The 25,983-nt window shown below is 34.7% G+C and carries 21 protein-coding genes and 1 tRNA gene; 5 read left to right on the top strand and 17 right to left on the bottom strand.

The genetic code is table 11. From position 1 onward, the window contains the following. Window positions 1-110 precede the first annotated feature (110 nt). Window positions 111-530 carry a DUF5655 domain-containing protein gene (locus tag ACHMWN_RS06165; RefSeq protein ID WP_397298598.1) on the top strand — a complete coding sequence of 140 codons (420 nt, stop codon included), beginning with the start codon at window positions 111-113 and terminating at the stop codon, window positions 528-530. Further along, on the top strand, window positions 514-936 hold the full coding sequence (locus tag ACHMWN_RS06160) for a hypothetical protein (RefSeq protein WP_397298597.1): 423 nt from the start codon (window positions 514-516) through the stop codon (window positions 934-936). Before ACHMWN_RS06165 ends, ACHMWN_RS06160 begins: the two co-directional genes overlap by 17 nt. A 42-nt stretch (window positions 937-978) precedes the next feature. Here the strand turns inward: ACHMWN_RS06160 and ACHMWN_RS06155 are convergent. The 3 genes from ACHMWN_RS06155 to ACHMWN_RS06145 form a co-directional block, all read right to left on the bottom strand. Further along, window positions 979-1,052, bottom strand: a tRNA-Asp gene (locus ACHMWN_RS06155). A 93-nt stretch (window positions 1,053-1,145) separates the two neighbouring features. Continuing rightward, window positions 1,146-2,219, bottom strand: a complete 1,074-nt coding sequence (prfA, locus tag ACHMWN_RS06150) for a peptide chain release factor 1 (RefSeq protein WP_397298596.1) — start codon at window positions 2,217-2,219, stop codon at window positions 1,146-1,148. Between the two features lie 232 nt (window positions 2,220-2,451). Beyond that, window positions 2,452-3,198: a UDP-2,3-diacylglucosamine diphosphatase gene (locus ACHMWN_RS06145; protein ID WP_397298594.1), complete on the bottom strand. Its 747-nt coding sequence runs from the start codon at window positions 3,196-3,198 to the stop codon at window positions 2,452-2,454. Between the two features lie 208 nt (window positions 3,199-3,406). Between ACHMWN_RS06145 and ACHMWN_RS06140 the strand changes: the two genes are divergently transcribed. After that, on the top strand, window positions 3,407-4,417 hold the full coding sequence (locus ACHMWN_RS06140; protein ID WP_397298593.1) for an NAD(P)/FAD-dependent oxidoreductase: 1,011 nt from the start codon (window positions 3,407-3,409) through the stop codon (window positions 4,415-4,417). Window positions 4,418-4,419: 2 nt separating this feature from the next. After that, a complete protein-coding gene (locus tag ACHMWN_RS06135; RefSeq protein ID WP_397298591.1) occupies window positions 4,420-4,749 on the top strand; it encodes a 2Fe-2S iron-sulfur cluster-binding protein in 330 nt (109 codons plus the stop codon). A gap of 71 nt (window positions 4,750-4,820) precedes the next feature. On the opposite strand, the gene ACHMWN_RS06130 is transcribed toward ACHMWN_RS06135, so the two are convergent. The 11 genes from ACHMWN_RS06130 to ACHMWN_RS06080 all read right to left on the bottom strand — a co-directional run bounded on the left by ACHMWN_RS06130 (window position 4,821) and on the right by ACHMWN_RS06080 (window position 19,299). After that, window positions 4,821-5,501: a hypothetical protein gene (locus ACHMWN_RS06130; RefSeq protein WP_397298589.1), complete on the bottom strand. Its 681-nt coding sequence runs from the start codon at window positions 5,499-5,501 to the stop codon at window positions 4,821-4,823. Window positions 5,502-5,685: 184 nt separating this feature from the next. Beyond that, window positions 5,686-6,717: a DUF1735 domain-containing protein gene (locus ACHMWN_RS06125; RefSeq protein ID WP_397298587.1), complete on the bottom strand. Its 1,032-nt coding sequence runs from the start codon at window positions 6,715-6,717 to the stop codon at window positions 5,686-5,688. Between the two features lie 27 nt (window positions 6,718-6,744). Further along, entirely contained in the window at window positions 6,745-7,593 is an 849-nt protein-coding gene (locus ACHMWN_RS06120; protein WP_397298585.1) for a SusD/RagB family nutrient-binding outer membrane lipoprotein, read from the bottom strand. Next, the gene (locus ACHMWN_RS06115) at window positions 7,574-8,185 is read right to left on the bottom strand and encodes a SusD/RagB family nutrient-binding outer membrane lipoprotein (RefSeq protein WP_397298584.1); all 612 of its coding nucleotides are present in this window, start codon (window positions 8,183-8,185) and stop codon (window positions 7,574-7,576) included. Before ACHMWN_RS06115 ends, ACHMWN_RS06120 begins: the two co-directional genes overlap by 20 nt. A 35-nt stretch (window positions 8,186-8,220) precedes the next feature. Then, a complete protein-coding gene (locus ACHMWN_RS06110) occupies window positions 8,221-11,472 on the bottom strand; it encodes a SusC/RagA family TonB-linked outer membrane protein (protein WP_397298583.1) in 3,252 nt (1,083 codons plus the stop codon). Between the two features lie 235 nt (window positions 11,473-11,707). Beyond that, window positions 11,708-12,730 carry a S41 family peptidase gene (locus tag ACHMWN_RS06105; RefSeq protein WP_397298581.1) on the bottom strand — a complete coding sequence of 341 codons (1,023 nt, stop codon included), beginning with the start codon at window positions 12,728-12,730 and terminating at the stop codon, window positions 11,708-11,710. Further along, window positions 12,684-13,400 (bottom strand): S41 family peptidase, encoded by a 717-nt coding sequence (locus ACHMWN_RS06100; protein ID WP_397298580.1) that lies wholly within the window; start codon window positions 13,398-13,400, stop codon window positions 12,684-12,686. Before ACHMWN_RS06100 ends, ACHMWN_RS06105 begins: the two co-directional genes overlap by 47 nt. A 58-nt stretch (window positions 13,401-13,458) precedes the next feature. Further along, window positions 13,459-13,674 carry a hypothetical protein gene (locus ACHMWN_RS06095; RefSeq protein ID WP_397298578.1) on the bottom strand — a complete coding sequence of 72 codons (216 nt, stop codon included), beginning with the start codon at window positions 13,672-13,674 and terminating at the stop codon, window positions 13,459-13,461. Window positions 13,675-13,784: 110 nt separating this feature from the next. Continuing rightward, window positions 13,785-14,597, bottom strand: coding sequence for a hypothetical protein (locus ACHMWN_RS06090; RefSeq protein WP_397298576.1), 813 nt, complete (start codon window positions 14,595-14,597; stop codon window positions 13,785-13,787). A 10-nt stretch (window positions 14,598-14,607) separates the two neighbouring features. Next, entirely contained in the window at window positions 14,608-16,188 is a 1,581-nt protein-coding gene (locus tag ACHMWN_RS06085) for a SusD/RagB family nutrient-binding outer membrane lipoprotein (protein ID WP_397298575.1), read from the bottom strand. 18 nt (window positions 16,189-16,206) lie between these two features. Beyond that, a complete protein-coding gene (locus ACHMWN_RS06080; protein WP_397298573.1) occupies window positions 16,207-19,299 on the bottom strand; it encodes a SusC/RagA family TonB-linked outer membrane protein in 3,093 nt (1,030 codons plus the stop codon). Window positions 19,300-19,518: 219 nt separating this feature from the next. On the opposite strand from ACHMWN_RS06080, the gene ACHMWN_RS06075 reads away from it, so the two are divergent. Beyond that, window positions 19,519-20,265, top strand: a complete 747-nt coding sequence (locus ACHMWN_RS06075) for a DeoR/GlpR family DNA-binding transcription regulator (protein WP_397298571.1) — start codon at window positions 19,519-19,521, stop codon at window positions 20,263-20,265. Between the two features lie 60 nt (window positions 20,266-20,325). Here ACHMWN_RS06075 and ACHMWN_RS06070 read toward each other — a convergent pair whose 3' ends face one another. Genes ACHMWN_RS06070 through ACHMWN_RS06060 form a run of 3 tightly spaced genes read right to left on the bottom strand, consistent with a single transcriptional unit; the run spans window position 20,326 to window position 25,622 of the window. Next, window positions 20,326-21,699, bottom strand: coding sequence for a RagB/SusD family nutrient uptake outer membrane protein (locus ACHMWN_RS06070; protein ID WP_397298570.1), 1,374 nt, complete (start codon window positions 21,697-21,699; stop codon window positions 20,326-20,328). Next, on the bottom strand, window positions 21,623-22,186 hold the full coding sequence (locus tag ACHMWN_RS06065) for a hypothetical protein (RefSeq protein ID WP_397298568.1): 564 nt from the start codon (window positions 22,184-22,186) through the stop codon (window positions 21,623-21,625). Before ACHMWN_RS06065 ends, ACHMWN_RS06070 begins: the two co-directional genes overlap by 77 nt. Before the next feature lie 10 nt (window positions 22,187-22,196). Then, window positions 22,197-25,622, bottom strand: coding sequence for a SusC/RagA family TonB-linked outer membrane protein (locus tag ACHMWN_RS06060; protein WP_397298566.1), 3,426 nt, complete (start codon window positions 25,620-25,622; stop codon window positions 22,197-22,199). Window positions 25,623-25,983: the final 361 nt, after the last annotated feature.

Below are 25,983 nucleotides of genomic sequence, written 5' to 3'. Positions count from 1 at the left end.
TTATAAAAAATACCCTTTTGAGCTACAAGAATCTGGTGATTTACACAACGCAAACGTTTGATAATCTGCGCAAATATTTAACTTAGCGTTGCTTTATTTGATCATTCAATATGTGGACTTGCGCTTTATGTAATCAGACTTTTAAGAATTCCAATCAAATTCATTATTGTGGAGATAAAACAATTAATGATTTTCTTATAGGGAAAAGTGAAACAACAGTCGGTTTATTCAATCATTTTATTTTAAAATATAATGAAATTGGGGATATAAAATTGCAAGCGACAAAATCTATGATAGCTCTTGTGGCCAATAAACGATTTGCTTATATCATTAAATTAGGAAAAGATTTTATGGATGTTGTATTCCCTTTTAATGAGCCCTTCGACGATAATTATTGTTTTCGTAAAATAGCAGCCGTACCAGAAAGTAATGACTACAACCATCATTTAAGGATCTATTTACCAGAAGATGTGAATGATGAAGTAATCACCTACATGAAAAAAGCTTATATCAATGGAAAAAACATATGAGCTAAGCGGTTGCAAATTACTGGTCGTTTTTGAAAAGCAACTTATCAGGATTAAACGACCTAAAGCATTACAAAAATTTTTGATTACCGATATCGAGCAACGTTCGGAAGTTTTGGTTAATAGTATCAAAATAGACTATTTAAACTTCTTTGGGAAGGAATTAGCAATCACCAACGATTCGTTAATTATTGAGATATGGGCACACGCTTATGCGAGTTATTTTGCAAAGGCAATAAAAAATCTAATTAGTTTAAAATTGGTAGAGGAAGCTGCAGATTTTATTATTAATCGAAGTGATATTATTGATTGTGGTGAAAGTGAAATAGACAGCAACAGAAAGTTTTGGGATGTATTGGCGAATTTTAAAGGCATTATTTTAACCTTTTTGCCAAGACGATTGAAATAAGCTAAGAATCAAAAAAGCCTCAACTTTCGTTAAGGCTTCTTGCGGGCCGGACGGAACTCGAACCCGCGACCTCCGCCGTGACAGGGCGGCATTCTAACCAGCTGAACTACCGGCCCGTTTCCCAAAACAAAATCACTTTCGGATTGGGATTGCAAATATAGCGTCTTTAATTTATTTTACAACAAAAAAGTTAAAATAATTGTAAGTCATTAAATGACAGCACCTTCTTTCATCTTCTCTGCGTTCTCTGCAAATTGTAAAGCGTCGATTAACTCTTGTACACCACCATCCATTACACCATTTAAGTTATATAACGTCAAACCAATACGATGATCCGTTACTCTTCCCTGTGGATAATTGTACGTTCTTATCTTTGCAGATCTATCTCCTGTAGATACCATTGTTTTACGTCTAGCAGCAATATCACCATTCTTTTTCTGCAATTCAATATCATATAATTTGCTACGCAACATCTCCATTGCAATTAAACGGTTACCCAACTGCGATCTATCTTGCTGACAAACTACTACAATACCAGATGGTTTATGTGTTAATTGTACTTTTGTTTCTACTTTGTTTACATTTTGACCACCGGCACCACCAGAACGTGATGTATGTAATTCGATATCTGCTGGGTTAATGTACAAATCAATTTCTTCAGCTTCTGGCAAAACAGCAACGGATGCTGCCGATGTATGTACTCGACCTTGCGTTTCTGTATCAGGCACACGTTGTACGCGGTGCACACCTGATTCATATTTCAATTGTCCGTAAACGTCCTCTCCCGTCACTTTTAAAATCACCTCTTTATATCCACCAGCAGTACCTTCAGTTACATCAACAGTTTCAACTTTCCAACCCTTCTGATCAAAGAAGCGGCTATACATTCTATACAAATCGCCTGCAAATAGCGCAGCTTCATCTCCTCCAGTTCCACCTCTAATCTCGAAAACTGCATTTTTAGCATCTTCTGGATCTTTTGGAATCAGCATCAAACGGATAGCTTCTTCCATTTTTTCCTGTTGTTCCAATAACAAATCCAATTCTTCTTTCGCCATTTCACGCATTTCCTGATCTTTCTCAGTGCTCAAAATCTCTTTGTTGGCCTCAATATTACTCATCACATTTTTGTAGATTTTATATTCATCTACAATCTTGCCCAAGTCTTTGTATTCCTTATTTAAAGCAGCAAAACGTTTCATATCCTGTATTGTATCAGGATTGCTCAATTGCTCTTCTACATCTTCCCAACGCAACTTTATCGCTTCTAATTTCTCTAACATAGTTTTAAATTCTTTTGTACAAAAGGTATCCCTTTGAAAAAATATGCTTCGCTATACTAAACAAAGCAAGTCCCGCTTTGCGTTTAAATCTTCAGAAAAAGAAAATTCAACATCTACCGATAACTATCGGGGCGGGTTTATTTAACACAAACCTGTGCAAATAAAGATGCAAAAATAAGCAAAAAAAGCGGAAAGAATAAGTACAGTTAGTACTTCTCAGTTTGCATGCACATTAAACGCTTTTATAATAAGACAGGCGTAAATCTTCTCCATCAAATACACCGTAAGAATTATAATTAATCCACTCGCCAATGTTTACATAGCGACTATTTTCATTTAATTGAATATCTAAAGGCAAATGTCGATGTCCAAAAATGAAATAATCAAAGTGCTTTTTTTCCAATTGTTCCTTGGCAAAAATCGCAAGCCATTCATTTTCGTTGCCTAAAAATACTTCCTTTTTATTGCTAGCAATTCTACTATTTCCAGACCAACCATTGGCAATAAACAACCCAATTCGTGGTGGTAATATAGAAAATAGCCATTGACAAAAGCGATTTCTGAAAATTTTTCTCAAAAATTTATATTTCGCATCTCCTGGACCTAATCCATCACCATGATGTAAATAAAATTTCTTTCCGTTTCGTTCAATAATTAACTCATCACTAACAATTTCAATTCCGATTTCTTTCGTGAAATAATCATTTATCCACATGTCGTGATTTCCCTTAAAGAAGTAGATTTTAATCCCAGAATCAGCCATTTGCGCTAATTTACCTTGCAAACGTATAAACCCTTTTGGAATTACCTTGGTGTATTCAAACCAAAAATCAAAAACATCACCCATCAAGAAGAGTTCAGAACAGGTTGGCTCAATAAAATTCAACCACCTTACAATACGCTCTTCACGTTTACGACTTTCATCATAACTTGGTGCACCTAAATGGAAATCAGAAGCGAAATAAATGTTTTTATTCATGTATTGCTCAAAGGTAGGGGAAAATGATTAATTTTTAGCATTTTACCATTTGGGTATCCCTCACTTCAACAAAATATAGTTCTGCTTCAGTAGTTAATAGCATTTTTATAAAATAATAACTACTGAATTTATAGATTTAATTCAAAATAATTTGGAACATATCTAAATAGTGTTTGTGTTTTTGTAACTTTGCATCAAATTTTAATACATGATTTCTACTGATATAGCCATTATTGGCGCCGGACCTGTTGGTTTATTTGCCATTTTTGAAGCCGGATTATTGAAAATGCGTTGTCACCTTATTGATTACTTACCTCAGGTTGGTGGTCAACTTTCAGAAATTTATCCAAAAAAACCTATATATGATATCCCCGGATATCCAACTGTGTTGGCTCAAGAATTAATTGACAATTTAGTAGAGCAGGCAAAGCCTTTTCATCCAGGTTATACTTTAGGAGAAAGAATTGAAGGCTTAGAAAAACGTGGGGAAGCAGATTTTGTATTAACCACAAACATGGGTACCATTATCGAGGCTAAAGTAGTTGTTATTGCTGGTGGATTAGGTTGCTTTGAGCCTCGTAAACCTGCAGTAGCTGGTTTAGAGCAGTTTGAAAATGGAAGAGGCGTTAATTACATGATTTTAGATCCGGAAAAATATCGCGGTCAAAAAATGGTAATTGCAGGTGGTGGTGATTCAGCTTTAGATTGGACGATTTTCTTAGCTGATATTTGCTCGGAATTAACCCTAGTACACCGTAGTGAAAGTTTCCGTGGAGCACCAAATTCTGTTGCTAAAGTAATGGAATTGGCAGAAAGTGGAAAGATTAACTTGGTTCTAAATAGTAATTTAAACTCTGTTTCTGGTAATGGAAAATTAGAAAATGTAGAAGTTATTCATAACCGTACCATGGAAACTACTTCTTTTGCTGCAGATCATCTTATTCCTTTATTCGGTTTAAGCCCTAAATTAGGCCCTATAGAGCAGTGGAATTTAAACATAAGCAAAAGTGCTATTGAAGTAAATACTGATGACTATTCGACGAATATCCCTGGTATTTATGCAATTGGTGATATTAATACCTATACTAATAAATTAAAGTTAATTTTATGTGGTTTCCACGAAGCTGCTTTAATGAGTCATAGTGCTTATCAATATATGAACCCAGGTATTAAATATACCATGAAATATACTACTGTTAATGGTGTAACTGAATTTTAAGAATGGAAACAAACGATATTTCTATACAAGTTGAAGACCGTGAAGGTAATATTAGCACTTTAATTGCCCCTACCGATATGGGCTTAAGTTTAATGGAGTTTTTAAAAGCTAGCGAGTATGATATTCTAGCCACATGTGGTGGTATGGCCTTATGCGCAACTTGCTGCGTAGATGTAATGGAAGGTGAAGAAAAACTTAACGAAATGAGTGATGATGAATACGCAATGTTAGATACATTACCAGACTTATTACCAAACTCTAGGTTAGCCTGCCAATTACAATTAAACCCATCTATGGACGGGCTTAAAGTAAGGTTACATGCAATGGATTAGTTAGCAATAAGGAAAAATGAAAAGGGCAAATTACTTAGTAATTTGCCCTTTTCATTTTTAACTAGAATTTATTACAGCGTATCATAATATGCCAATAACTTCTCTATATCCTCATCAGATTTCAGATTTAACTTATTATCTTTTACATATTTGCTAAGTTCTGGTTTCTCTAAAGCATCAAGAATTGATTTGTCATTTTTTTTGATTGGAATTAGTTTATTATCTGCTTTGGCTATATAATATAAACTAGATTCCTCATATTTTTTTGTAATTGTACTCGTATTGTAACCCTTACTTTCTATAATGGTTTTAGAATACCTCTTTAATAATTTAGTTTTGCCGTTGTAAATAACCTCAAAATAACTTTTCCCATTTACGCCATTCTCGCCAGAAAATCCGTTCTTGAAAAGCTTAGATTTACCTTTTACAGTTAAAGTGAATTCATCAATTGGATCGCTAAATACATTTTCCTCCCCACTTTCAGATTTAACAATCAATAAATCTTCCATAACATCATATTTAAAGTCTCCGTTTCTAGCAGACGTATTATCTTTAAACTTAACATTACCTTTTACCCATTCTTCTAATAAATATGGTGAACCAATTACATCATCACCGTTAGACTTTTTCACACGTAATATGCTACCACCAGCATTTTGAGAAATTTTATTGTTTTGTTGAGCTTGAACAATATCTGTTAAATACAGAGTAAAAACAATTAAACCTAACGCAAATATTTTTCCTTTTTTCATATTCCTATTATATAACTCGTTATCGTCAATATAGATATAAATTTAGTATTAATCAAATTAACTTTATCTAAACGAGAAACTTAACAATATATTATTTAGCTCAAATGAAGATTAATTACTAATAAAAATTGGTCAAAAAAAAGCTCCCTTCTTTTGAAAGGGAGCATTAAACTATTTATTAAAATTATCTCGAACCAGCATAAACCCATTTCTCATCCCAAGTTGCTCTTACAAATGGCGAAGCCAATGCAGGAGTAAGACCTGCTTTCTGAGTTAAGTTATACTTAATCAGTAAAGTTTTGTTTGAAGGAGTATATTGATTAACACCAGTTGGGTCTAATCTTGCATTCCTTAATGTAGCTGCTACGTCAGCACCATAGAAGTTAGTAATTCCAATAACTTTATTAGTTGCTGGATCAAATTCTATAATTGGATCAAATGATCCAAAAGAACTAGTACCTGTACCAGTATAAAAAGGATCAAAATTACCACCACCATTGAAGTATTTAGGATCCCAAATCACACATTTGGTTGCACTAATTGTACGTAACTGCAATCTATAAGGTGCGTCAGACGTAATAGTAGGGCTAGTTGAAAAATGAGCAAATGCCGGATTAGTTACATCCACCATTGTTCCACTTACAGTGTATATACCATCCCATTTATTTTTAACACTTACCGTCATTACAAGAGTAGACTGCACAACATTTGGTGTAGTAATATTACTTGTGATTTTAAATGGAAAAACAAATCTTTTATCAAAGTCGAAATTGTCAAAATTCAAGTTGATATCGAAATCTTTAGCAAATTCACCTGGAGCAAATTTAACTTCAAACCCAGTAGCTGTTCTTGTAATACCATTACTTGCAATAGTAAATAAAGCATCTGGTAAAATTTCAGCAGCAGATTGTGTTGGGTGTGCAGTATTATAAGCAGCAAGTACTGCAGCATCGTATGTTAAGGTAACCGTAGTTGCTTGATTAAGTGCATCAGCATTTCCAGCATCTTTTCTTAAGCTAAAAATAGTAACTTTTTTAATCCCGCTAAGTGCATCTAAAAACACTGTTGGCTCTTTACCGCCCATTACCTTAATAATAGTACTACCTCCATTGGTTTCTTCATTATCTTTATTGTAAAAGGCATCCTTTCTACAAGATGTGAAGAAAGTTAAACCCACCAAGGCGAAACTTAGACATCTTAATATTGTATGTTTCATTGTTTTATATTTTAAATAAGTAAATAATTATTGATCCCACCAAACTCTAGCCTCACCTTCATCTACCCCTCCAGGAATACGAGCGATTGCAGCGTTTAGATTTGCCAAGTTAGATGTACGCTCATCAGTACCATAAACATATCTTCTTATAATCTGCTTTTTAGTACTTGTAGCATTGGGAGCTGGAGTTAAAACTGGATAACCAGATTTTCTCCAAATATTCCAACCTTGTAAACCATCAGGATAACTAGCTAGCCAACGTTGTACTGCAATGTTTTTTGCATTGGCAACACCACCAGTAAGTGCTACATCTGCTTGAGCCATATAAGCTGGAGAAGGAGTACCTGCACCCCATTGCTCAAATGATAAAGCAATACCTTGAGCATACACAGTTGCTAAAACTTCAGTAGTCCAACCTAAGTTAGCTGCTTCTGCTCTTGCTAAAGCAACCTCAGCTGCAGTAAGAATATATGTTGGTTTTGCAGGTACATCTGTACGCAAATCGCCTCTTAAAACACGTGCCCAACCTGGGTTAGCATCAGTAAACGCGGTAACAACAGTTCTATTAACACCATATGGCACACCAATATTAGAGGTTGCATTTTGTCCCTTTTGCTCACTTGCTCCACCAAATGCATTTTGTCTTGCATCACCTGTTGCATTTGTGATACTAGTCATTGTAGCACTTTGTCCCAAATCGTTACGACCATTATAGATTGAAAAATAAGGGTTTTGATAATTTGAACCATCAGCAGTTAATTGCAAATTTTGTGCATTTGTAGCTATGTAACCTCCGCCATCTGCAAGTGCAGCTTTAAACTGAGTTGCTGCATATTCAGATGCACCTGGATATCTTTTAGATAATTGGATAGACATTAAGATTTCTTAATGAATTGCCCACTCTTTTCCAAGAAGCTGCATCACCACCATAGGCAATATCTCCGCCAACTGAGCCACCGTCAATAGCAGCAACAGCCGCTGTTAAAGTTGACAACATGCCTTTGTAAATATCTTCTTGTTTGTCATAAACTGGAGCGATAACTGATATTCCTTTTAGTGCTTGACTATACGGAATATCTCCCCAGCGATCAGTCATTGTCCAAAAAATATACTGTTGTATAATTTTAGCTACTTGTATCTGATTATTACTAGATGTACTTAAAGATATCACATTTTGCATATCATACAATGCACCGCTATAAATACCAGCAAAACTAACTTGAGGTATTGAATAAAGTGATTGCTCAGGATATTGTGTTTCTGAAAAATACTGCGCATAATACCCTGGTCTTATTTCAAATGCACGAGCTTGTAAACCCTGAATAGCATTGGATAATAAAGCTGCTGGATTAGCATCATTAACCGCTGATGGATTTACGTTAGTATTACCAAAATCCTCAAATTTATTACATCCAGCTGCTGTTATTAAAAACAGGCAGGCAAATGAATATTTTAATATTTTTTTCATGTCTTTTATTTTAATGTAAATTCTTATCCCTAAACTTAAAAACCAACTCTTAAGTTAAATCCAAATCCTCTTGTACCTGGCAACTGACCAGACTCACCACCATTACCTGAAATTTCAGAAGGATCGAAATCTTTGGTTTTAGCATAGATTAATACTGGATTTCTTGCCACAACTGAGAATGTTGCATTCTGCACGAATTTATTGATACCTAATTTTTTAACTGGTATTTTATATCCTAATGAAACTTCACGTAATTTAACGTAAGTTAAATCGTAGATATAATCATCAAAAGTTTTGTTATCAACCAAGTTGTGATAATATTGTTGAGCATCAACATAGTAAGTTACTGGTAAGCCAGTAGTGCTACTTACACCGTCAACTCTAACTCCACCACCATTCGCAACAGCATCACGCACATTCATGCCTTTGTCATTAACGGCAGCAGTACGAGCAGTTAAACCACTATAAGAACCATACATGTTTGATAATGAAGCGAATTTACCACCTACTTGCCAATCTATATTTGCATTTACTTCGAAATCTTTAAAGATTACGAAAGAGTTTTGCAAACCACCTGTATGTTTAGGCAAAATACTTCCAAAAAATACTAATGGATCACTGATAAAGAAACCATTTGCATCTACTAAAGGAATACCATCAGCATTTCTCTTTTTACCAGCACCAAATAATTGCCCCCATTGTTTACCTTCTTCATGAATTACACCTGGTAAACCTTGTCCAGCACCATCAACACCACCAATCCTAGTTACACCATATTTCTTACTAACCTCAACAACTTTGTTATCTAACAAATTAGCATAAGTTGCAGAGATGTTCCATGAGAAATTAGGCAAATCTAAAGGGCGACCAGTTAATTGTAATTCTAGACCTTTTCTGTCAATCTGACCAATGTTAGTTAAGATTGAAGTAAAACCTGAAGCACCATTAATAGTGATAGCTCTTGGATAATTCTTTTCTGTAGCATCCCAAAGGGTTGCAGAAATTCCAACTCTATTGTTTAAAAATTTTAAATCTAAACCAATCTCTTTACTTGTTGCAACAGCACCTCTAATTTCTGGATCTACCAATCTATCTGGTGTTTGCATTAATATGCTAGAACCATTCCATTTCAAGGCATTTACTCCATAAGAGAAGCCTGGATAATCGTAAGCACTTAATGATTGTGGAATCTCTCCCCACGATGCTCTCAATTTACCTTGAGATAACCATCCGAATGATTCTTTTGGTAATAAATCGCTAAATACAAATGAAGCACCTAATGATTTAGACAATACATCATTGTGATCTCCTGGAAGAGTAGAGAACCAATCATTACGTATTGAACCTTCGATAAAGGCAAAGTTTTTATAGCCAAAAGTTGCTCTAGCTAAAAGTGCTCTATATCTATCTTGTGAACGACTGTTAGTTAAAGTTGGCGGATTTACACTGTTATTTACAGTAAATAAATCAGGTATTGCTAAACCATTAACTGTTTGAATTTGAACAGATTTAGATGTAGCAGAAAACATATCAATACCAGCAGTTGCATCAACTGTAAAATCTTTGATTTTTTTGCTATACTGACCTATCAACTCATAATTTTCTCTGTTTGAATAAGTATTTGCCGTTAAATAGTTCCCTCTAGCATTTGGATCGTTACCAAAAGTTTGTAAACCACTATCAAATAATTTACTGCTGTATTTGTTTTCAGTAAATGAAGTATTTTGATTTTTACGGTAAGTAGCAGTAAATTTCAAGTCATTGTTTACTTTATAAGTTAATGACAAGTTACCATACAATCTATCTCTTTGATTAACTTTAGAAATATTATCAAAGTAAGTATAGAAGTTATACCAAAAATTAGCAGCATAGAAGTTTTTCGGATTAGCTGGATCATAAATATTAGGATTAGCGTGGTTCCAAGATGCAAAGATATTGGTAGTACCTGGACCTTTAGTAGTTAAACCACGTAGTTCTTTCATAATGCCCATATCTAAATCTCTATGAAACCATTGGTTAAATGAGCCAGAGCTTTGATTAGAATAAGCATCATCAATATCTCCATGCAATACTGTTTTAACATAATTAATATTTGCACCAACAGTAAAGTGTTTTGAAAGATCATAATTTGCAACCAAATTCAAAGTATTTTTCTGCAAGTTTGTACCAGTGGTGATACCAGAAGTATACTGATTGCCATAAGACATTTTGAAATTGTAATTCTCTCCATTTGTACCATACGTAATTGTGTTATTTAACACAACACCTGTTTGATAATAATCTTTAGCATTATCTGGTTGAGGAGTTAATGACGCAGTTTTGTAAGAGTATTTTGTTCCACCGTACCAAGCATACCAAGGAATATATTCTTGACCTACCATACGAGGACCCCAACTTGCATCATCACTATAATCATGATAATATTTACCATCTAAAGCTTTCCACTCTATAGGGTCAGTGCTTTTCCAAGTATACTTAGCTAAATCTGCAGCAGCACCACCAGCATATGAATTCTGATAATTTGGCAAGATATATGGATCTTCAAAAGTAGCACCAAGGTTTACTGTAATTCCAGAACCTGAACCTTTTCTACCTTTTTTGGTAGTAATTAAAATGGCACCAGCTGCTGCTTGCGAACCTAATAATGCTGAAGCTGCAGGACCTTGTAATACAGAGATATCTTCAATATCATCTAAGTTCAAATCGTCAGCATTTGGCAAAATTGTTCCATCAACAACATATAATGCGCCGTTTCCTGTTCCAAAACCACCAGCACCTCTCAGTCTAACATCGGTATTTCTACCTAATGCAGCTGTAGATTGACTTCTTACTTGAATACCAGCAACTTTACCCGCTAATGCATTGTTAATGTTGTTAGAACGTACAGTGTTCAATTTGTCACCTGAAACACTTTGAGTATTTGCAGAAGTTGATCTTGCTGTTTGTTTAGTTCCATAAGCACCTTCAATAACAACTTCATTTAGAACTTTTGGATCTGTTGCAAGTGAAACATTTACATTACCACCAGAAATTGCAACTTCTTTTGGTGTAAATCCGATGTAAGAAATAATTAATGTTTTTCCATTCGCAGGAACTCTTAAAGAGTATTTTCCATCTGCACTTGTCATTGTCCCAGCAGAAGGAACCTCTTTTACTTTTACGGATGCTCCAGGAATCGGGAGACCGTCTTCACTTGAGGTAACTGTACCTGTAACTGTGCGTTCTTGAGCGAAAGCGGCTACCGATAGTGTACACAAGATGAATAAACTTAGTACAAGTTTTTTCATAAATTAATAAAATTTAGGTTAGTTAATAGTTAATTAATTCCTAAATATGAGTAAAAGTATGTATGAATCAAAACTTTAATGTATTAAATTAACAATTGAAGATTATAAACGACTGATTTTCAGTTGCTTAAATTTTAACACTTTTTAACACTTACAGGAGTATAATTCAAAGTTCTAAGAGATTTAAAATCAAATTATCAACTTAAAAGATAGTTAATCAAGCATTTGCAGAATTTTAATTTTCTGATGTAAAGGATTTTATTGGGCTACCGATTGTTTTGTATACACCATCTCCTTTAAGAATGGCTAACATTTGTTGCTGATTATTAAATAATGTTTTGGCTTGTAATATTTCTTTATCGTATTGAAATGCTTGCTCAATTTTTCCTTTTTCGAAATAATAACGACTAATGATTTGAGTTTCTAGCACTCTTTTAATTTCTGCTTTATGTGTAATTAAATCAGTTTTTTTGGCACTTAACATTTTAGATTTTAATTCTTCTAAATCTCCTTTAACAGCTACAAGTTTGTTTTCGTTTTCTGCCTCTGTTCTTAAATCAGATAGTAAACGCTCTGTTCGAGATGTATAACTGTAATCTTTATCTGCTAATGAATTAACAAACTGGGCATAATCTGCATCGCTTAATTGAAAGGTTTTAACATTTGTTATTTCTTTATTTGCCTTTCTATAGCTATTGGCATAATCAAACAAAAGATTTTTATTGATTAGCGAGATAGTAATAGGACTGTATTTAATTGGCGCTATAAATACATCTGGATAAACCCCATTGCCATTGTATACTGTTCTACCAGCTTTTGTATCATAGGCTTTCATTACGGAATCTGCAAACTTTTCCGCTTCTCCATTCTGATTTTTATGTGCATAATCTAAAGCTTGAATACAGCGCCCAGATGGCGTGTAATACTTCGCAACAGTTACCTTAACTAAACTATTGTACGGAAGGTTAAAAGTTTGTTGTACAAGACCTTTACCATAACTGCGTTGACCAATAACAATTGCTCTATCTAAATCTTGTAATGCACCTGCCACGATTTCTGAAGCTGAGGCCGATGAACCATTTACTAAAACAACTAATGGCACTTGTGGAGATACAGGTTGATTAACTGTTTTATAAGCAATTGTTTTTTCAGGATTTCTACCTTTTTGGGTAACCACTAAAATGTTTTTATCTACAAATAGATTTACAATTTTAACAGCCTCTTGCAAAATACCCCCCACCATTATTACGTAAATCAAGTATAATGCCTTTTGGTTTTTCTTTATTAATATTTTCTAATGCCGTTGCAACTTCTTGCCCAGAATTTTCCAAAAACTTATCCAATCGGATATACCCAATCTGATTATCCAAAATACCTGAATAGGATACATTTGGCTGTTTAATTTCTTCTCTAACAAGAGTTTTATTTAATACTGCACCATCTCTTATGATTACTAAACTTAATGAAGATCCTTTAGGCCCACGTAATAATTGACTTATTTGCCCTCTATCTTTTCCTTTTGTATCAATGCCATTAATTTTTACAATCTGATCGCCAGGTTTAACCCCTTGTTTATTTGCTGGATTTCCTTCGCTTACTTCATTCACAAAAAGTTTCCCTTCAATAAATAAGGTACCCGCACCTATACCACCGTATTGAGTGCTAACATATTTTAATTTATAATCTTCTATTTCAGATTCAGGAATATACTCTGTGTAAGGATCAAGCTCTTCTAACATCGCGTCAATGCTGGTTCGCATCAAGTCTGTAGGATTTGTCTCTTCCACATAGTTGATATTTATCTCTTTATAGAGTGATGCGAAAACATCTAAGTTTTTAGAAACTAGAAATAAATCTTCTTTAAAGGCAAATGTTAATGACAACAAGCCAATGGAAAACAATAAGATGCCTATTTTAACCTTCTTCATTTACCTTTTATTAATAGAGGTAAACTTACAAAAAAGGTCTAGGATTTAAAACTGGTTATTACAAGCGATTGCCGTTAGGATCAGCTAATGCTTTGCGAATAGTAAATTCAATATACTTTTGATCTCTTTTAACCAAAGTCATGAGCTTTTGCACTAATTGATCTTCTTGACCAGACGTAAAAGAAAGATCTGCTTGAGTTAAATCACGATATTTTCTTAAAAATTTAATTCTAACCCTTTCCCAGGTTTCAGGAGTAAGTGTAAAGCTTGCCATTGTATTTATTCTTTGCTACAAAAGTATAAAATTTTGAATATGATTCTGATATATAGAATCAAAAAGCCCATTTGAAAATTCCAAATGGGCTTTTAATTAATATAGCTAATTTATCGATTTTCTGTAAAATCGAGGAAAGGAGCAGGAGTACCAGTAATTAGATTCCCTCGTAAAGTAAATGTGTATAACCTACCTTTAAGGAATGATGTTGCTGCTCTAGTTACCACTTTACCGCTTGGAGAGTCAATCATTCTTAATGAATAGGCTCCTTGCTTAACCGCGATATATGGAGAAGCTGCTTTATACGCTACCCCCGTTATCGGTGTTGTAACAATAACAAGTGGTGGAACACCAGGTGTTGTACTTGTAAAAGTCTGAGTTAATTCTAATGACAAAGCAGTTGTATTATGACCCGGATTAACAACTCTGATATACGCAATTGATGTATCAGGAGCTGGCAAGATATCTTCAACAATAAAAGCATCAGATTTTTTAGTCACATAATCATAAATACCACTTGTGTAGTAACTATAGTTTTTACCATCTTCCACTGTTTTTGTTACAGCAGATGTTTCAATGTTTGGCCCTTGACCTAAAGCAGCATTTACCACCATCGTACTTGGTGTTAACGATGAAAACTTAACACTACCTACTGGCGATAGCGAATAACCTCTTAGTGGCACTAGTCCTCCGAAGTTAACACCAGCAGCAGCCTCTACTCCAGAGGCCGTTAAAGTTGCGGTTGTTTTTATATCATTTGCATAAAAATTTACGGTTGGACCATTAATTGCAAAATTATAGTATTTAAATTGCGCTCCTGAATAAGGAACAGTAATATCGGTTACCGCATTTTTTTCACATGATGAAAACATCATTATAAGTGCGATTAGATATATAGGAATTAATAATATCGTCTTTTTCATAATCTTAATATTAAGGGGTTGCAATCCAAATTGGAATAGTATGATAATCTAATCTTTTTCCGCCTATTTTTTCAAAAGCATCAATATTCCAAACCCATTCCGAGTTATAACGTGGACGTAATCTGTAGGCAGGCTTATTGTTATTCTCGCTAAAAATTCGATCGGCAGCAGGAATTGTAAAACCTCTATAAACTTGAGTAGCAGTAGGAGCAGATGGATCTGCATCAATATAATGATACCTTCTCAAATCAGCCCAAGTTTCGTTAATACCCCAACCCCAAAGTGCAATGTATTTCTGCAACATAATATCGCCCAATTTTAAATCAGCAGGATTAGTAGGTATTGCAGCTGATGTTAAGAATGCTGTTTTTTCTGCGGTAGTAATTTGAGTCACTGTAGCGTTTGCTGCTTCAGCATTAGCTTGGTTTACAAAATCAATGTGTGCATCAATTCCTTTTTTATATGCATCTAAAGCAGTTGGTTTATCTCCCTTTCTAAATGCTGCTTCTGCTTTAATAAATTGAAGCTCTGAATACGTCATTACTGGATAACTAGATTTATCATTAAAAATGTAATTTCCTGATAAGTTTGTTCCAGAAGATGCACTACCCCAAAATGTTAAAGAAGGTCTTTGCGCAGCTGTGCTACTGTTATAACCATAGGTAGGTTCAATACCATACACATTACCATCTGTTGATGGGAATAATAATCTTTTTAATCGAGGATCCACAACTCCGTTAAATTGAGTTCCATTCATTAGATTCACAAAAAAAGTTGTTTGCCTAAAAGTATTTAGATTTCCTCTTTGAGGACCATAGAAATTTGAAGAGGTTGAAACTAACCCACTAAATTTAAATTTCGCATTATCAGCATTACCTGCCATCGCTAAATCAACAGCAGCAATAATGTCATCTGGTTTATACTTTGCTCCCTTATTACTTAAATGATTTAAGCTAAGTGCTTTTAAACCATAGGCAAATTTCAACCATTTATCTTTATTCCCTTGAAAATAAGCATCAGAACTTGCTAAATAAGCCTGACTAACTTTACCATCTGTTCTTTTTAAATTCACAATAGCTAAATCTAACAAGCGTTGAATTTCATTATATACGTCTTCCTGAGAATCATAATCAAAAGTTTTTCTACTTTGGTCAAACGCCTGCTTTAAAATTAGCTCACCATGCGTATCGGTTAAATGTTGCCAGCCCAATGCTTTAATAACATACCCAATACCCAATAAGTCCCAGCGCTCTTCAGCTTCAGAAATACGCATCATATCGATCAAATTATAGCCTAACAAGAAATAAACTGTTCTCCATTGCTCTGATGCAGGATCTTGAGAATTAAATAAGTAACCATGTCTATCCCAAGTGTCTGATGCTGTATATTCAGCCCAGTTTTGGATATATTTACCGATATAACGGCCATCGTACTGTTGTGAAAATGTTAAGTTAGTAAGTATCGGCCCCAAATATAAATTTGGAGATACTTCTTGTGGGTTATTTGGATTAACATTTACATCCAACCACTTTTTACATCCTGATACGCTGATCAAAATGAGTAAAGCTGCACTATATATAAATTTTTTCATTTTAATTTGATTTTAATATTACAATCCAATTCTTACCCCAAAGTTAATACCCAATGACGTAGGAAAGTTTCCAAAATCAATAGCCATTCCACCAGCACCAACAGTCGCGGCATTATTACCATTCGCAATTGGATCTGCACCAGAATAATTAGTAATTAAGAATACATCTGTTGCAGTTGCAAAAATGGAAGCCGATTTAACGAATTTTTGTCTTGCCAACAATTTAGATGATAAGGTATACGACAATGTAATATCTCTCATTCTTATCCAGTTGATATCTTTCTCAATAAATAATTCTTCACTAATTGAAGAGTAATATCTACTATCATAATATGGATTTACAACAATATTATTTGGCGTTGGTTTAGCTGAATTTTCTAATCCATCTTGTAAAATTCCTTTAATAACTCTTGGCGTTTCACGATCTAAGGTTCTAGCAGTTAAACCTCTTTGTGTTAAATAGTGCTCTGTAGCATTTAACACATCACCACCTTTTCTAAAATCAATTAGGAAAGATAATCTAAAGTTTTTGTACCCAAATTCGTTAGTTAAACCAAGTGTCCAATCTGGCCAGCGATCTGATCCATTCGAAATGAAAGCTGTACTTCTGATCGGAAGACCTGTGGCAGGACTTATTAAAATTTCTCCATCATTGTTTCTTAAGTAGAAGTTACCTGTAAATTGTGTTAAAGGCTGACCTGGTTGTGCACCACCACGAACATTACCATATAACCACGTATCAGAGCTATACGACTTAGGTACATCTCTTGGTAAAGAAAGTAGTTTAGATCTTGATAAATCAAAGTTCGCAATTACATTCCAACTGAAATCTTTTTTAAGAATTGGCTTAGCTGTTAATAAAACTTCGTAACCAAAGTTTGACGTATTACCACCATTTAAATCTGTTAACACAAAGCCAGTTCCATAACTTGCTCTAATATCATTAACAATTTGCTCGTCAGTTTTCTTTTTGTAATACGTAAATTCTAAGTTAATTCTATTCTTTAAGAATGATAAATCTGCACCAAACTCATACGAAGTTGCAATTTCTGGTTTTAAAGTTGGGTTTGGTCCTGTAAAACCATAACGATATCCACCATAAGATAAATCTTCAAACTGCAACGATGGGAAAACTTTGTATGGACGAGCATCTCTACCTACCTGAGCAATACTTGCTCTAATTTTACCACTGCTTAACACATTTTTTAAACCTTCTAAACCTTTCAGGTCTGTAAAGTTGAAACTTGTAGAAACAGATGGATAAAAGAATGAGTTATTTGCTATTGGCAAAGTAGAGGTCCAGTCATTTCTGCCAGTTACCGTAACATACACTAATTTATTATAATTCATTTGTAACTGACCATACAATGAAGCAACCCTTCTTTGACGAATTGTGCTTAATGCTCTCCTTGTACTTGCAGTTGTATTATTGATAGATACAAAATTTGGTTCTAAGAATTTTTCACCATAAGCACTTAATCCTCTACTGTCTTCTGATTTGATTTCTCCACCAAATAAAGCATTAATTGTAAATTTAGGTAAAACCTCTTTTTTGTAGTTTACAAAAGAGTTAGCGTTTAAGTTACGCGTATTTTGTGTAAGCTGATCAAAAGCTCCTCCTCTTAAAAAAGCATAATAACTTTCTGGATGATACACACTTTGAGATTGGAAAGCGCCAATATCAAAACCTAAACGAGTGGTAAACGTGAAATCTTTAATTGGAGTTAAGATTAAACTTGTACTTGCAAAAACTCTATTGTTAACGTCATAGGCTCCATTTTTATTGATATTAAAATAAGGATTATCTAATTGGCTATCGTTCGCTAAATTATCCCAAAACTTTCTTCTTAAACCTGCAGGAGTAAGGTAGTTTTTAGCATCATCCGTTCTTGGCCAAACTAGCAACCCAATTAACGGACCGCCAGCACCTTTAAAAACCTTATCATTTCTAGAATAACTATAGTTTAATGACAAATCCAATTTTAACCATTTATTCAATGTTGCAGTTGAAGCACCACCTAAAGTAAAACGATCATAACTTGTATTTGGGATCGCACCATTTTGTTGATTATAGGTAGTCGATATTCTATACGTTGCTTTATCAGAACCACCTTCAAACGATAAATTATGTTTTTGAGTTAATGCTGTTTGAAAGAAGTCAGAAACGTTATCATAAATTTTTGTTCCTTCTTGGTATTTAGGACCGAAATATGAAATAGTTGTGGTTTCAAGTACACCATTTGTACCTAATCCATACACATCTTGTACATTAGGAACTGTTGTAACTTGATCAATTCTAAAACTATTGCTATAGTTAATACGACCATCTCCTGCTTTACCTCTTTTTGTAGTAATCAATATTGCTCCATTTGCAGCATCAATACCATACAAAGCTGCAGCTTCAGGTCCTTTTAGCACCGTAATGTCTTCAATATCTTCAGGACTAAAGTCAGATGAACGGTTCGTAAAATCTGTCCCTCTGTTTTCTAAAGAACTGTTGGATGCTGTACTAGAAGCAAAATTTGCTGTGTTCATGGTGGTATTATCCGCAGGAATACCATCAATTACAATTAAAGGCTGGTTGTTACTGTTTACAGAACTAAAACCCCTTAAAATAATTTGACTTGAAGCACCTGGCACCCCAGAAGTACTATTGATTGTTAAACCTGCAATACGCCCCTGTAAACCATTCACAAAATTCTCTCTTTGTGTTTGAGCAATAACAGCACCAGAAACAGATTGAATAGATGCACCTGCAGCTTTTTTATCGTCTTTGATACCTAACGCACCCGTAATTTGAACTTCAGATAATTGATTTGCATCAGTTCTTAACACTACATCAATTGCATTTGAAGCTCCAACAGTAACTTCTTGACTAATAGTTCCAATATAACTAAATACAAGAATTTGGCCTGGCGCAGCCTTGATACTATAAACACCATCGGAAGAACTAACCGAACCTCCCGGAAGGCCTTTAACCTTAACTGAGGCACCAGGTAGTGGTAACCTGTCTTCATCAAGGATTTTACCCGTAATTGTTTTTTGTTGTGCAAAAACTTGAGTTAAGCACAAAAAACACATTACGAAAAGTAAAAGTAGTTTTCTTTTCATAAAATTTGATTAATAATTAAGTTTTGTTTTGTTGATTATTCTGGTTCCCTTGCCAAACCTGCATTAATACGCAAAATAGCAATTGTCAAGTAAATATCATAAATGTTTTTGAGTTTAAAGAAAATTATTTAATTTAAATGATAAATTTTATTGCAGAAACCAGCAAAAACCAGCACAATGTTTTTTTAATTTTATATCTTAGTATCACAAACGCTATATATGTTAAAAAAAGAACGCCACGATTTTGTTATGCGACAAATTAACTTGCATAACAGAGTACTTACTTCAGATCTTGTTCAGTTATTGAATGTTTCTGAAGACACCATAAGGAGAGATTTACAAGAGATGTCTGATGATAATTTATTATATAAAGTTCATGGTGGTGCTCTTTCTAAATCTTATCATTCTAGTTTTGACGATAGTACTGTTTACGCGAAGGACGCCAAAATAAATATTGCAAAAAAAGCTATCCCTTTAATTAAGGATGGCATGGTAATTTTAACAGGTGGCGGAACCACCATAATTGAATTGGTAAAGCAATTACCTGAAAACTTAGCGGCTACGTTTTTTACGATTAGTCCATTAGTAGCTGTAGAATTAGCCAAGTATAGAAAAGTTGAGGTAATTCTAATTGGAGGTATGTTTTCTAAAAACTCACAAATTACCTATGGTGGCCATGTAATTAGTCAGCTATCTGAAATCAATGCCGATTTATGTTTGTTAGGCACAAGCGCTATACATCCTACTGATGGCCTTACAGATACCGATTGGGAAATTAATCAACTGAAAAAAAGAATGCTTAGTTCATCTAGAAAATCTGCAATCTTATGTATTTCTGAAAAACTAAATATTTCTCTTAGAATTAAAGTTGCATCGTTAGAGAATATTAGCTATTTCATTACTGAATTAGAACCTGATGACTCACTTTTAGAAAATTATAAGGTAAAAGGATTACGCATTTTATAATTTGTACCTATACTAAAAAAGGCCATCTGTAATAGATGGCCTTTTTTTATGGTTATAATTCTAATTCCAACCTGGGGTTTGAGTAAGCTTATACCCTTTCTCAGTATATTGTTGTATTTGAGTTTGCCCAACCGGAGACAAGTAAGATTTATCTGTAAATGTAGCTCTATTTGAGGCATTCGTTACCATCCAAAATCCAACCATATTTGCAGCATTTGTACCATCATATATTACAATCGTACCATTTGGATTTCCATTAGCATCTGCCTTCATTACTTTCACATTTTTAGCTGTAGCAGCTGCTGCAGTTAATGCGCTTGGCAATTCAGCTGGCAAATCTATCCATGGACCTAATAAGTATTCAGGTTTATTGAAGTTCATATAGGTTAGTTTCTTCCATCTTCTGATGTCTCCAAGCCTAAATTGTTCAAAAACAAACTCCATTCTTCTTTCTCTGCGGATTTCCCAGATCAAAGCAGGAACATCTGCATCACGATTTGGATCAACAGGTAAATCAGCTAATAATAAAGGCGCAGTTTTTTGAACACCTTTAGCGGCAGCAGCGGCATCCAATGGTCGGTTTCTAATTGCATTGATAGATTTATCAATATCCGTTTGTGCTACGGCAGTACCACCATAATACTCTGCTAAAACTGCTTTGGCTTCAATCCAATTCAACACTATTTCAGCCAAACGCAATACCGGAGAATCACTAGTATTGGTACTGCTACCATATTGTGAAGGGTAAGTTTTTCCAATATAAGTTAGCGCTTCTCTTGGCGCAAATTTATAGCCATATAGCAAAGTTGCTGAATTACTTGAAGGTTTATCCATAAATGAGGCTTCAAAACGAGGGTCTCTTGTTTTAACAAGGTCTGCTATTGTAAAAGTTTTTGCTCCAGTTACTGCAGAGTTATTCCATGTTTTACCATCATTTACAATAAATGAGCGGATAAAGTTTAAGTTCGCGTCTACACCCACCACCTCTGTACCATTTTGGTAAGATAACGTACTGTGTGTAATTGTTAAAGCAGCATCGTATGCTCTATACAATAAAACCTCTGGGTGACCTGCCAAGCTCTCTGAAGAAAAGATTGATTTGAAATCGCGACTAAAATTATATTTGTTACTTACCATTACATATTCAGCAGCATCTCTTGCAAATTCTAAATATTTTTTAGCACGAGTAGCGTCAATTCCGTGATAGTGTTCCCAAGTTCCTTCAAATAACATGAATCTTGAAATAAAGCCTGCCGCCATATATCTATTTAGATACTGCGTACCATCATTTTCACGCATATTAGCCATTACATACTTCAAATCATCATACACTTTATCCATTACCAAGCCTCTTGCCTCACGATCTTTGTATAGGATAGGTAAATCTTCTGTTGTTAATTCTTGATCGAAGTAAGGAACATCCCCGAAAAACACTTACTAGTCTACTGTATTCAAATGCTCTAAAAAAGCGAGCTACGGCAGTCCAATGCTTATACGCATCGGAAGAAAGATTTGGTTTAACCTTAGTTTCTATACGATCTAAGAAAATATTAGCTTTACGTACCCAAGCAAAATTCCAAGTCGGGCCTCCGTACTGTGGCTGCCACGCAGCTCCTTCAGAATTAGAACCTCTGCTTGATGGAACACTACTTTCAAAAGCTGATTGTGCATTTTTACCTGTTAAATCATCATTAAAAGTATATCCTCTAACAGGTGTGTAGTCTAAAGTAAAACCTGTAGCAAATCCATTAAAATAATTCGTGTAAAATCCATTACCAAACAATCTTAAGTCATCCTCATTACGCCAATATTGGTCATCGAGGATACTCGTCAATGGTTTACGATCAAGTGTATCTTTTTTACAGGAAACAAACAACATTGTTGCTATTCCTATACTATATATAAGTTTATGAAATTTCATATGTATAATTTTAAAAATTTAATTGAACACCGAATGACATGCTTTTAAAAGTTGGTATTCCAACACCAGTACGTCCTGAGTTATACGTGCTGCTTGGAGAGAATACGTTTATATTACCAGCAAGTGCTTCAGGATCTATAGGTAATCCATTCAAGTGATCCCAAGTAATGATGTTTTCTAATGAGGTATACACTCTCATTGAACTTATACCTACTCTCTTTAACAAGTTTTGCGGCAATGTATAACCAACAGTCAGGTTTTTCAATCGCAAATAAGCCATGTTTAATAAATACCTATCTTGCACTTGCATGTTATTTGTAGTTCCACTTCCAGCATTATTATAGGCAGCTGGATAAAAAGCTCCTGTGTTTTGTGGTGTCCAATAATCGTCTACAATTGCCGCTGGCATTGCGCCATCTCCAGCATTATAACCTGCAATGGCTAAAAATCCTTCGCCCCAAATTTGACGGCTACCAACTCCTTGGAAGAAAGCACTGATATCAAATCCTTTCCAATCTGCTCCCAATCTAAATCCGTATTCGTATCTAGGTGTTGAATTTCCGATTTTATCTAAATCGCCATGATCGGCCAAAGTAGCTGATCCATTGCTGATCTCTCCATCGCCGTTTAAGTCTTTAAACTTAACATCACCAGGACCGAAATTAAAGGTTGTACTATTTTGCAAGAATGGCTGATAAACAGGTTTTACACCATTTACTGATTTTAATTTGTATGCTTTCTTTCCAGCGTTAAATGCGCTTTCAGCAGCAGTTAATGTAATCAATTGTGGTTTTCCAGCACCATCTAACTCAAAATCATCCATTTGATACAATCTATCTGTGCGGTAACCCCAAATTTCACCATACGTTTTGCCCGTATAATTAGAGTTAACTCCAGTTGAGGTACCATATTCTTGAATAGTAGTTCTTGCATCAGAAACATTGGCACTTAGGTTAATGCCTATTCCATTTTCGAATTTATGATTATAATTCACTCCAAACTCCCATCCTCTTGTTCTTAATGCGCCATAGTTACTTTGTGGTGCATCTATACCAAGCGTTGCTGGAATACCTTCTTTTGGCACAATAATATTAGTTGCATCTCTTTGGTAAATATCAAAAGTAAAGTTTAAGCTGTTTCTCAAAAATCCAGCATCAACACCAAAGTTTGCAGTTGTAATATCCTGCCATTCGATATCGCTTGCAACTAATGGTGGTGTAGTTACAGAAACAACTCTTGTATTATTACCACCTATCCAAGTAGATAGTGGTGCATCCATTAACGAAATGTATAACGAGTTAGGCACAGTTTGATCTCCGATAGTTCCATAAGAACCTCTAAATTTCAAAGATGAAAGTGCTGGCTTTGCCCACTCCATAAATTTCTCTTCACTAGCTACCCATCCAGCAGAGGCCGACGGGAACCATCTCCACCATAAACGACTAGGGAATTTTGAAGAACCATCGTAACGAATATTTGCTTCGAATAAATATTTATTCTTGAAGGCATAATTCACACGACCAAAGTAACCTAACTGACCTTCCCAGTATTTATCAGCATTGGCAGTAACAGTTCCAACACCTAAACCATATTGTGGATTGTTGATATCAGTTAAGTTAGTGATCTGCGAAGAATTCCATTCTGTAGTAGAAACGACTCTATTAATACCTGCTATGAACTTGAAATTATTACTTTCATTTAAATTCCAATTGTATGTAGTAAAGGCATTAATTGTATGGTTGTAATAATTTTCTGCAGAACGATAAAAATGATCTGGTGTAGAGCCATTCGCAGTGTAAGTCGAATAATTAAGATCATAAGCACGTATTGCTCCAGGAGTACTACTTGGAACGACTTGACCTTCACTGTTTACAAATACAGGATTTCCAGAACCATCTACTCTAGCTATTGGAGCAGACCAAGAGTCTCTAGCTGTAAAACGAGTACCTGGGCGCTTATTAATAGATTCTTGATTGGTAAAAGTATAATCAAAGTCAACTTTCCAGTTATCCATGATGTTTACCGTTGTACCCAAATTCAGATTCATATAATTCTGAAGAATGTTAGCAGTATTAGCAGCTGCTGCTTCGCTTGCTGGGCTACGAATTGGATCACCATGATCATCTTTACCAAATGGATAAATAGGAGCCCAACGGTATAAATACAACCATGGATCGGCATTAGCTGGCAAGGTTACATATGCATATTGTTTATTTCTTCGAGAGAAAATCGCTCCAGCACGTGCAGTAATGTATTTGTTAATCTCACTACTAACACGCATGTTCGCATTATAACGTGTAAATCTGTCTTCCTTTGCTGGTTTCATCATACCACTTTGATCAAGCAAAGCTCCACCAATGTTATAAGATGTTTTACCTGTTGTACCGCCAATTGAAAGGTTATGCGATTGAGTTGGCGCCCATTCTTCAACCATGTAATCGTATGGGTTATACGTTCTAACACCCATTTTTTGTCCAGCACTATTTACATACCAATCTCTACCATATATGGTAGGATCATTTGCTCCAATTGTACTTCCATATTTGTCTTTCCAAGCCACCGCTTTTTCATAGCTGGCACGATCTGTAAAATAAAATGCACCTACCGGAGTAGTCGTACCAATTCTTTCATACGCATCTACAATATATTTAAGCGTATTTACATCGCCCATTTTATATTCTTTAGAAGGATTTTGGAAAGAAAAGTTGTTGTTATAGGCAATGGATGGTTTAGCGCCACTAGAGCCTTGCTTACTAGTGATCAAAACAACACCAAAAGCAGCTTTAGCACCATAGATAGATGAGGCAGCAGCATCCTTTAAGATAGTAATTGAAGCAATATCACTAGGGTTTACCAACTGGATACTAGGAATTTCTACGTTATCTAATAAGATTAAAGGGGCAGAAGTCCCTCTAAATGAACCAATTTGACCTCTAATTTTTATGGTAGGATCAGAACCCACCTCACCAGATGGCACAACCACACTTAAACCTGGAGTAGCGCCTTGTAACGCTCTTCCTACATCGGCAATTGGTCTAGACTCTAATGTTTTTTTAATATCAATTGTAGAAACAGCACCGGTAAGGTTTCCTTTTTTCTGTGTGCCATATCCTACTACAACAACTTCACCTAAAGATTTACTATCTGAAAGTAGTGAAGCATTAATTGTGGTAGAAGTACCTACAGTTTGTTCCAATGTTGTCATTCCTAAATAAACAAATTGCAACACATCTCCCGCTTTGGTTTGAATAGAATACTTTCCATCGGGATTTGTTTGGACAGCAGAGGCGCTGCCTTTAATTTTTACAGAAGCACCTGGAATGGGCAATCCATCTTCTGCAGAAGTTACTTTACCAGTAACCGTTATTTGCTGCGCCATAACTTGTATAGCGAACAAAAACGTGCCCAAAAACAGCATGAGTAATTTTTTTTTCATAAACATGAATTTGGTTAATAATAATTTTTTTGTTTTTTGTTGATTGTTAACATTTACTAAACACGCATTAATACGCAAATAAGTAATTGTCAAGTAAATATCATAAATGTTTTTTACTAAAAAAAGAAATTTAACAAGTATTTTGAGTGTAGATACCGAATTTTTATTGCAAAAACCAGCAAAAACCAGCATCACATTTCAAGCATTCTTAATGCTATGGATAGGTTATAAAAAAAATGAAGGTGTGTTAGCCTTGCTGAGGTAAAACACTAACTGACAGATTATAAGCAAAAGTTGATTTAACTTATAATTAATTTATGATCTAATGCCTTAATTGTTCCTAAAATTTTACGTTCAGTTT

Origin of the sequence: Pedobacter sp. UC225_61 (assembly GCF_044452285.1) — a bacterium.
Lineage (GTDB): Bacteria > Bacteroidota > Bacteroidia > Sphingobacteriales > Sphingobacteriaceae > Pedobacter.
The sequence above is the reverse complement of the archived record's forward strand: the minus strand, read 5'-3'. Positions and strand labels throughout refer to the sequence as shown.

Bases quoted from the DNA above. Each gene is read 5' to 3' on its own strand.
- ACHMWN_RS06165 (WP_397298598.1), top strand. From the start codon at position 111: ATGTGGACTTGCGCTTTATGTAATCAGACTTTTAAGAATTCCAATCAA.
- ACHMWN_RS06160 (WP_397298597.1), top strand. From the start codon at position 514: ATGGAAAAAACATATGAGCTAAGCGGTTGCAAATTACTGGTCGTTTTT.
- prfA (WP_397298596.1), bottom strand. From the start codon at position 2,219: ATGTTAGAGAAATTAGAAGCGATAAAGTTGCGTTGGGAAGATGTAGAA.
- ACHMWN_RS06145 (WP_397298594.1), bottom strand. From the start codon at position 3,198: ATGAATAAAAACATTTATTTCGCTTCTGATTTCCATTTAGGTGCACCA.
- ACHMWN_RS06140 (WP_397298593.1), top strand. From the start codon at position 3,407: ATGATTTCTACTGATATAGCCATTATTGGCGCCGGACCTGTTGGTTTA.
- ACHMWN_RS06135 (WP_397298591.1), top strand. From the start codon at position 4,420: ATGGAAACAAACGATATTTCTATACAAGTTGAAGACCGTGAAGGTAAT.
- ACHMWN_RS06130 (WP_397298589.1), bottom strand. From the start codon at position 5,501: ATGAAAAAAGGAAAAATATTTGCGTTAGGTTTAATTGTTTTTACTCTG.
- ACHMWN_RS06125 (WP_397298587.1), bottom strand. From the start codon at position 6,717: ATGAAACATACAATATTAAGATGTCTAAGTTTCGCCTTGGTGGGTTTA.
- ACHMWN_RS06120 (WP_397298585.1), bottom strand. From the start codon at position 7,593: ATGTCTATCCAATTATCTAAAAGATATCCAGGTGCATCTGAATATGCA.
- ACHMWN_RS06115 (WP_397298584.1), bottom strand. From the start codon at position 8,185: ATGAAAAAAATATTAAAATATTCATTTGCCTGCCTGTTTTTAATAACA.
- ACHMWN_RS06110 (WP_397298583.1), bottom strand. From the start codon at position 11,472: ATGAAAAAACTTGTACTAAGTTTATTCATCTTGTGTACACTATCGGTA.
- ACHMWN_RS06100 (WP_397298580.1), bottom strand. From the start codon at position 13,400: ATGAAGAAGGTTAAAATAGGCATCTTATTGTTTTCCATTGGCTTGTTG.
- ACHMWN_RS06095 (WP_397298578.1), bottom strand. From the start codon at position 13,674: ATGGCAAGCTTTACACTTACTCCTGAAACCTGGGAAAGGGTTAGAATT.
- ACHMWN_RS06090 (WP_397298576.1), bottom strand. From the start codon at position 14,597: ATGAAAAAGACGATATTATTAATTCCTATATATCTAATCGCACTTATA.
- ACHMWN_RS06085 (WP_397298575.1), bottom strand. From the start codon at position 16,188: ATGAAAAAATTTATATATAGTGCAGCTTTACTCATTTTGATCAGCGTA.
- ACHMWN_RS06080 (WP_397298573.1), bottom strand. From the start codon at position 19,299: ATGAAAAGAAAACTACTTTTACTTTTCGTAATGTGTTTTTTGTGCTTA.
- ACHMWN_RS06075 (WP_397298571.1), top strand. From the start codon at position 19,519: ATGTTAAAAAAAGAACGCCACGATTTTGTTATGCGACAAATTAACTTG.
- ACHMWN_RS06065 (WP_397298568.1), bottom strand. From the start codon at position 22,186: ATGAAATTTCATAAACTTATATATAGTATAGGAATAGCAACAATGTTG.
- ACHMWN_RS06060 (WP_397298566.1), bottom strand. From the start codon at position 25,622: ATGAAAAAAAAATTACTCATGCTGTTTTTGGGCACGTTTTTGTTCGCT.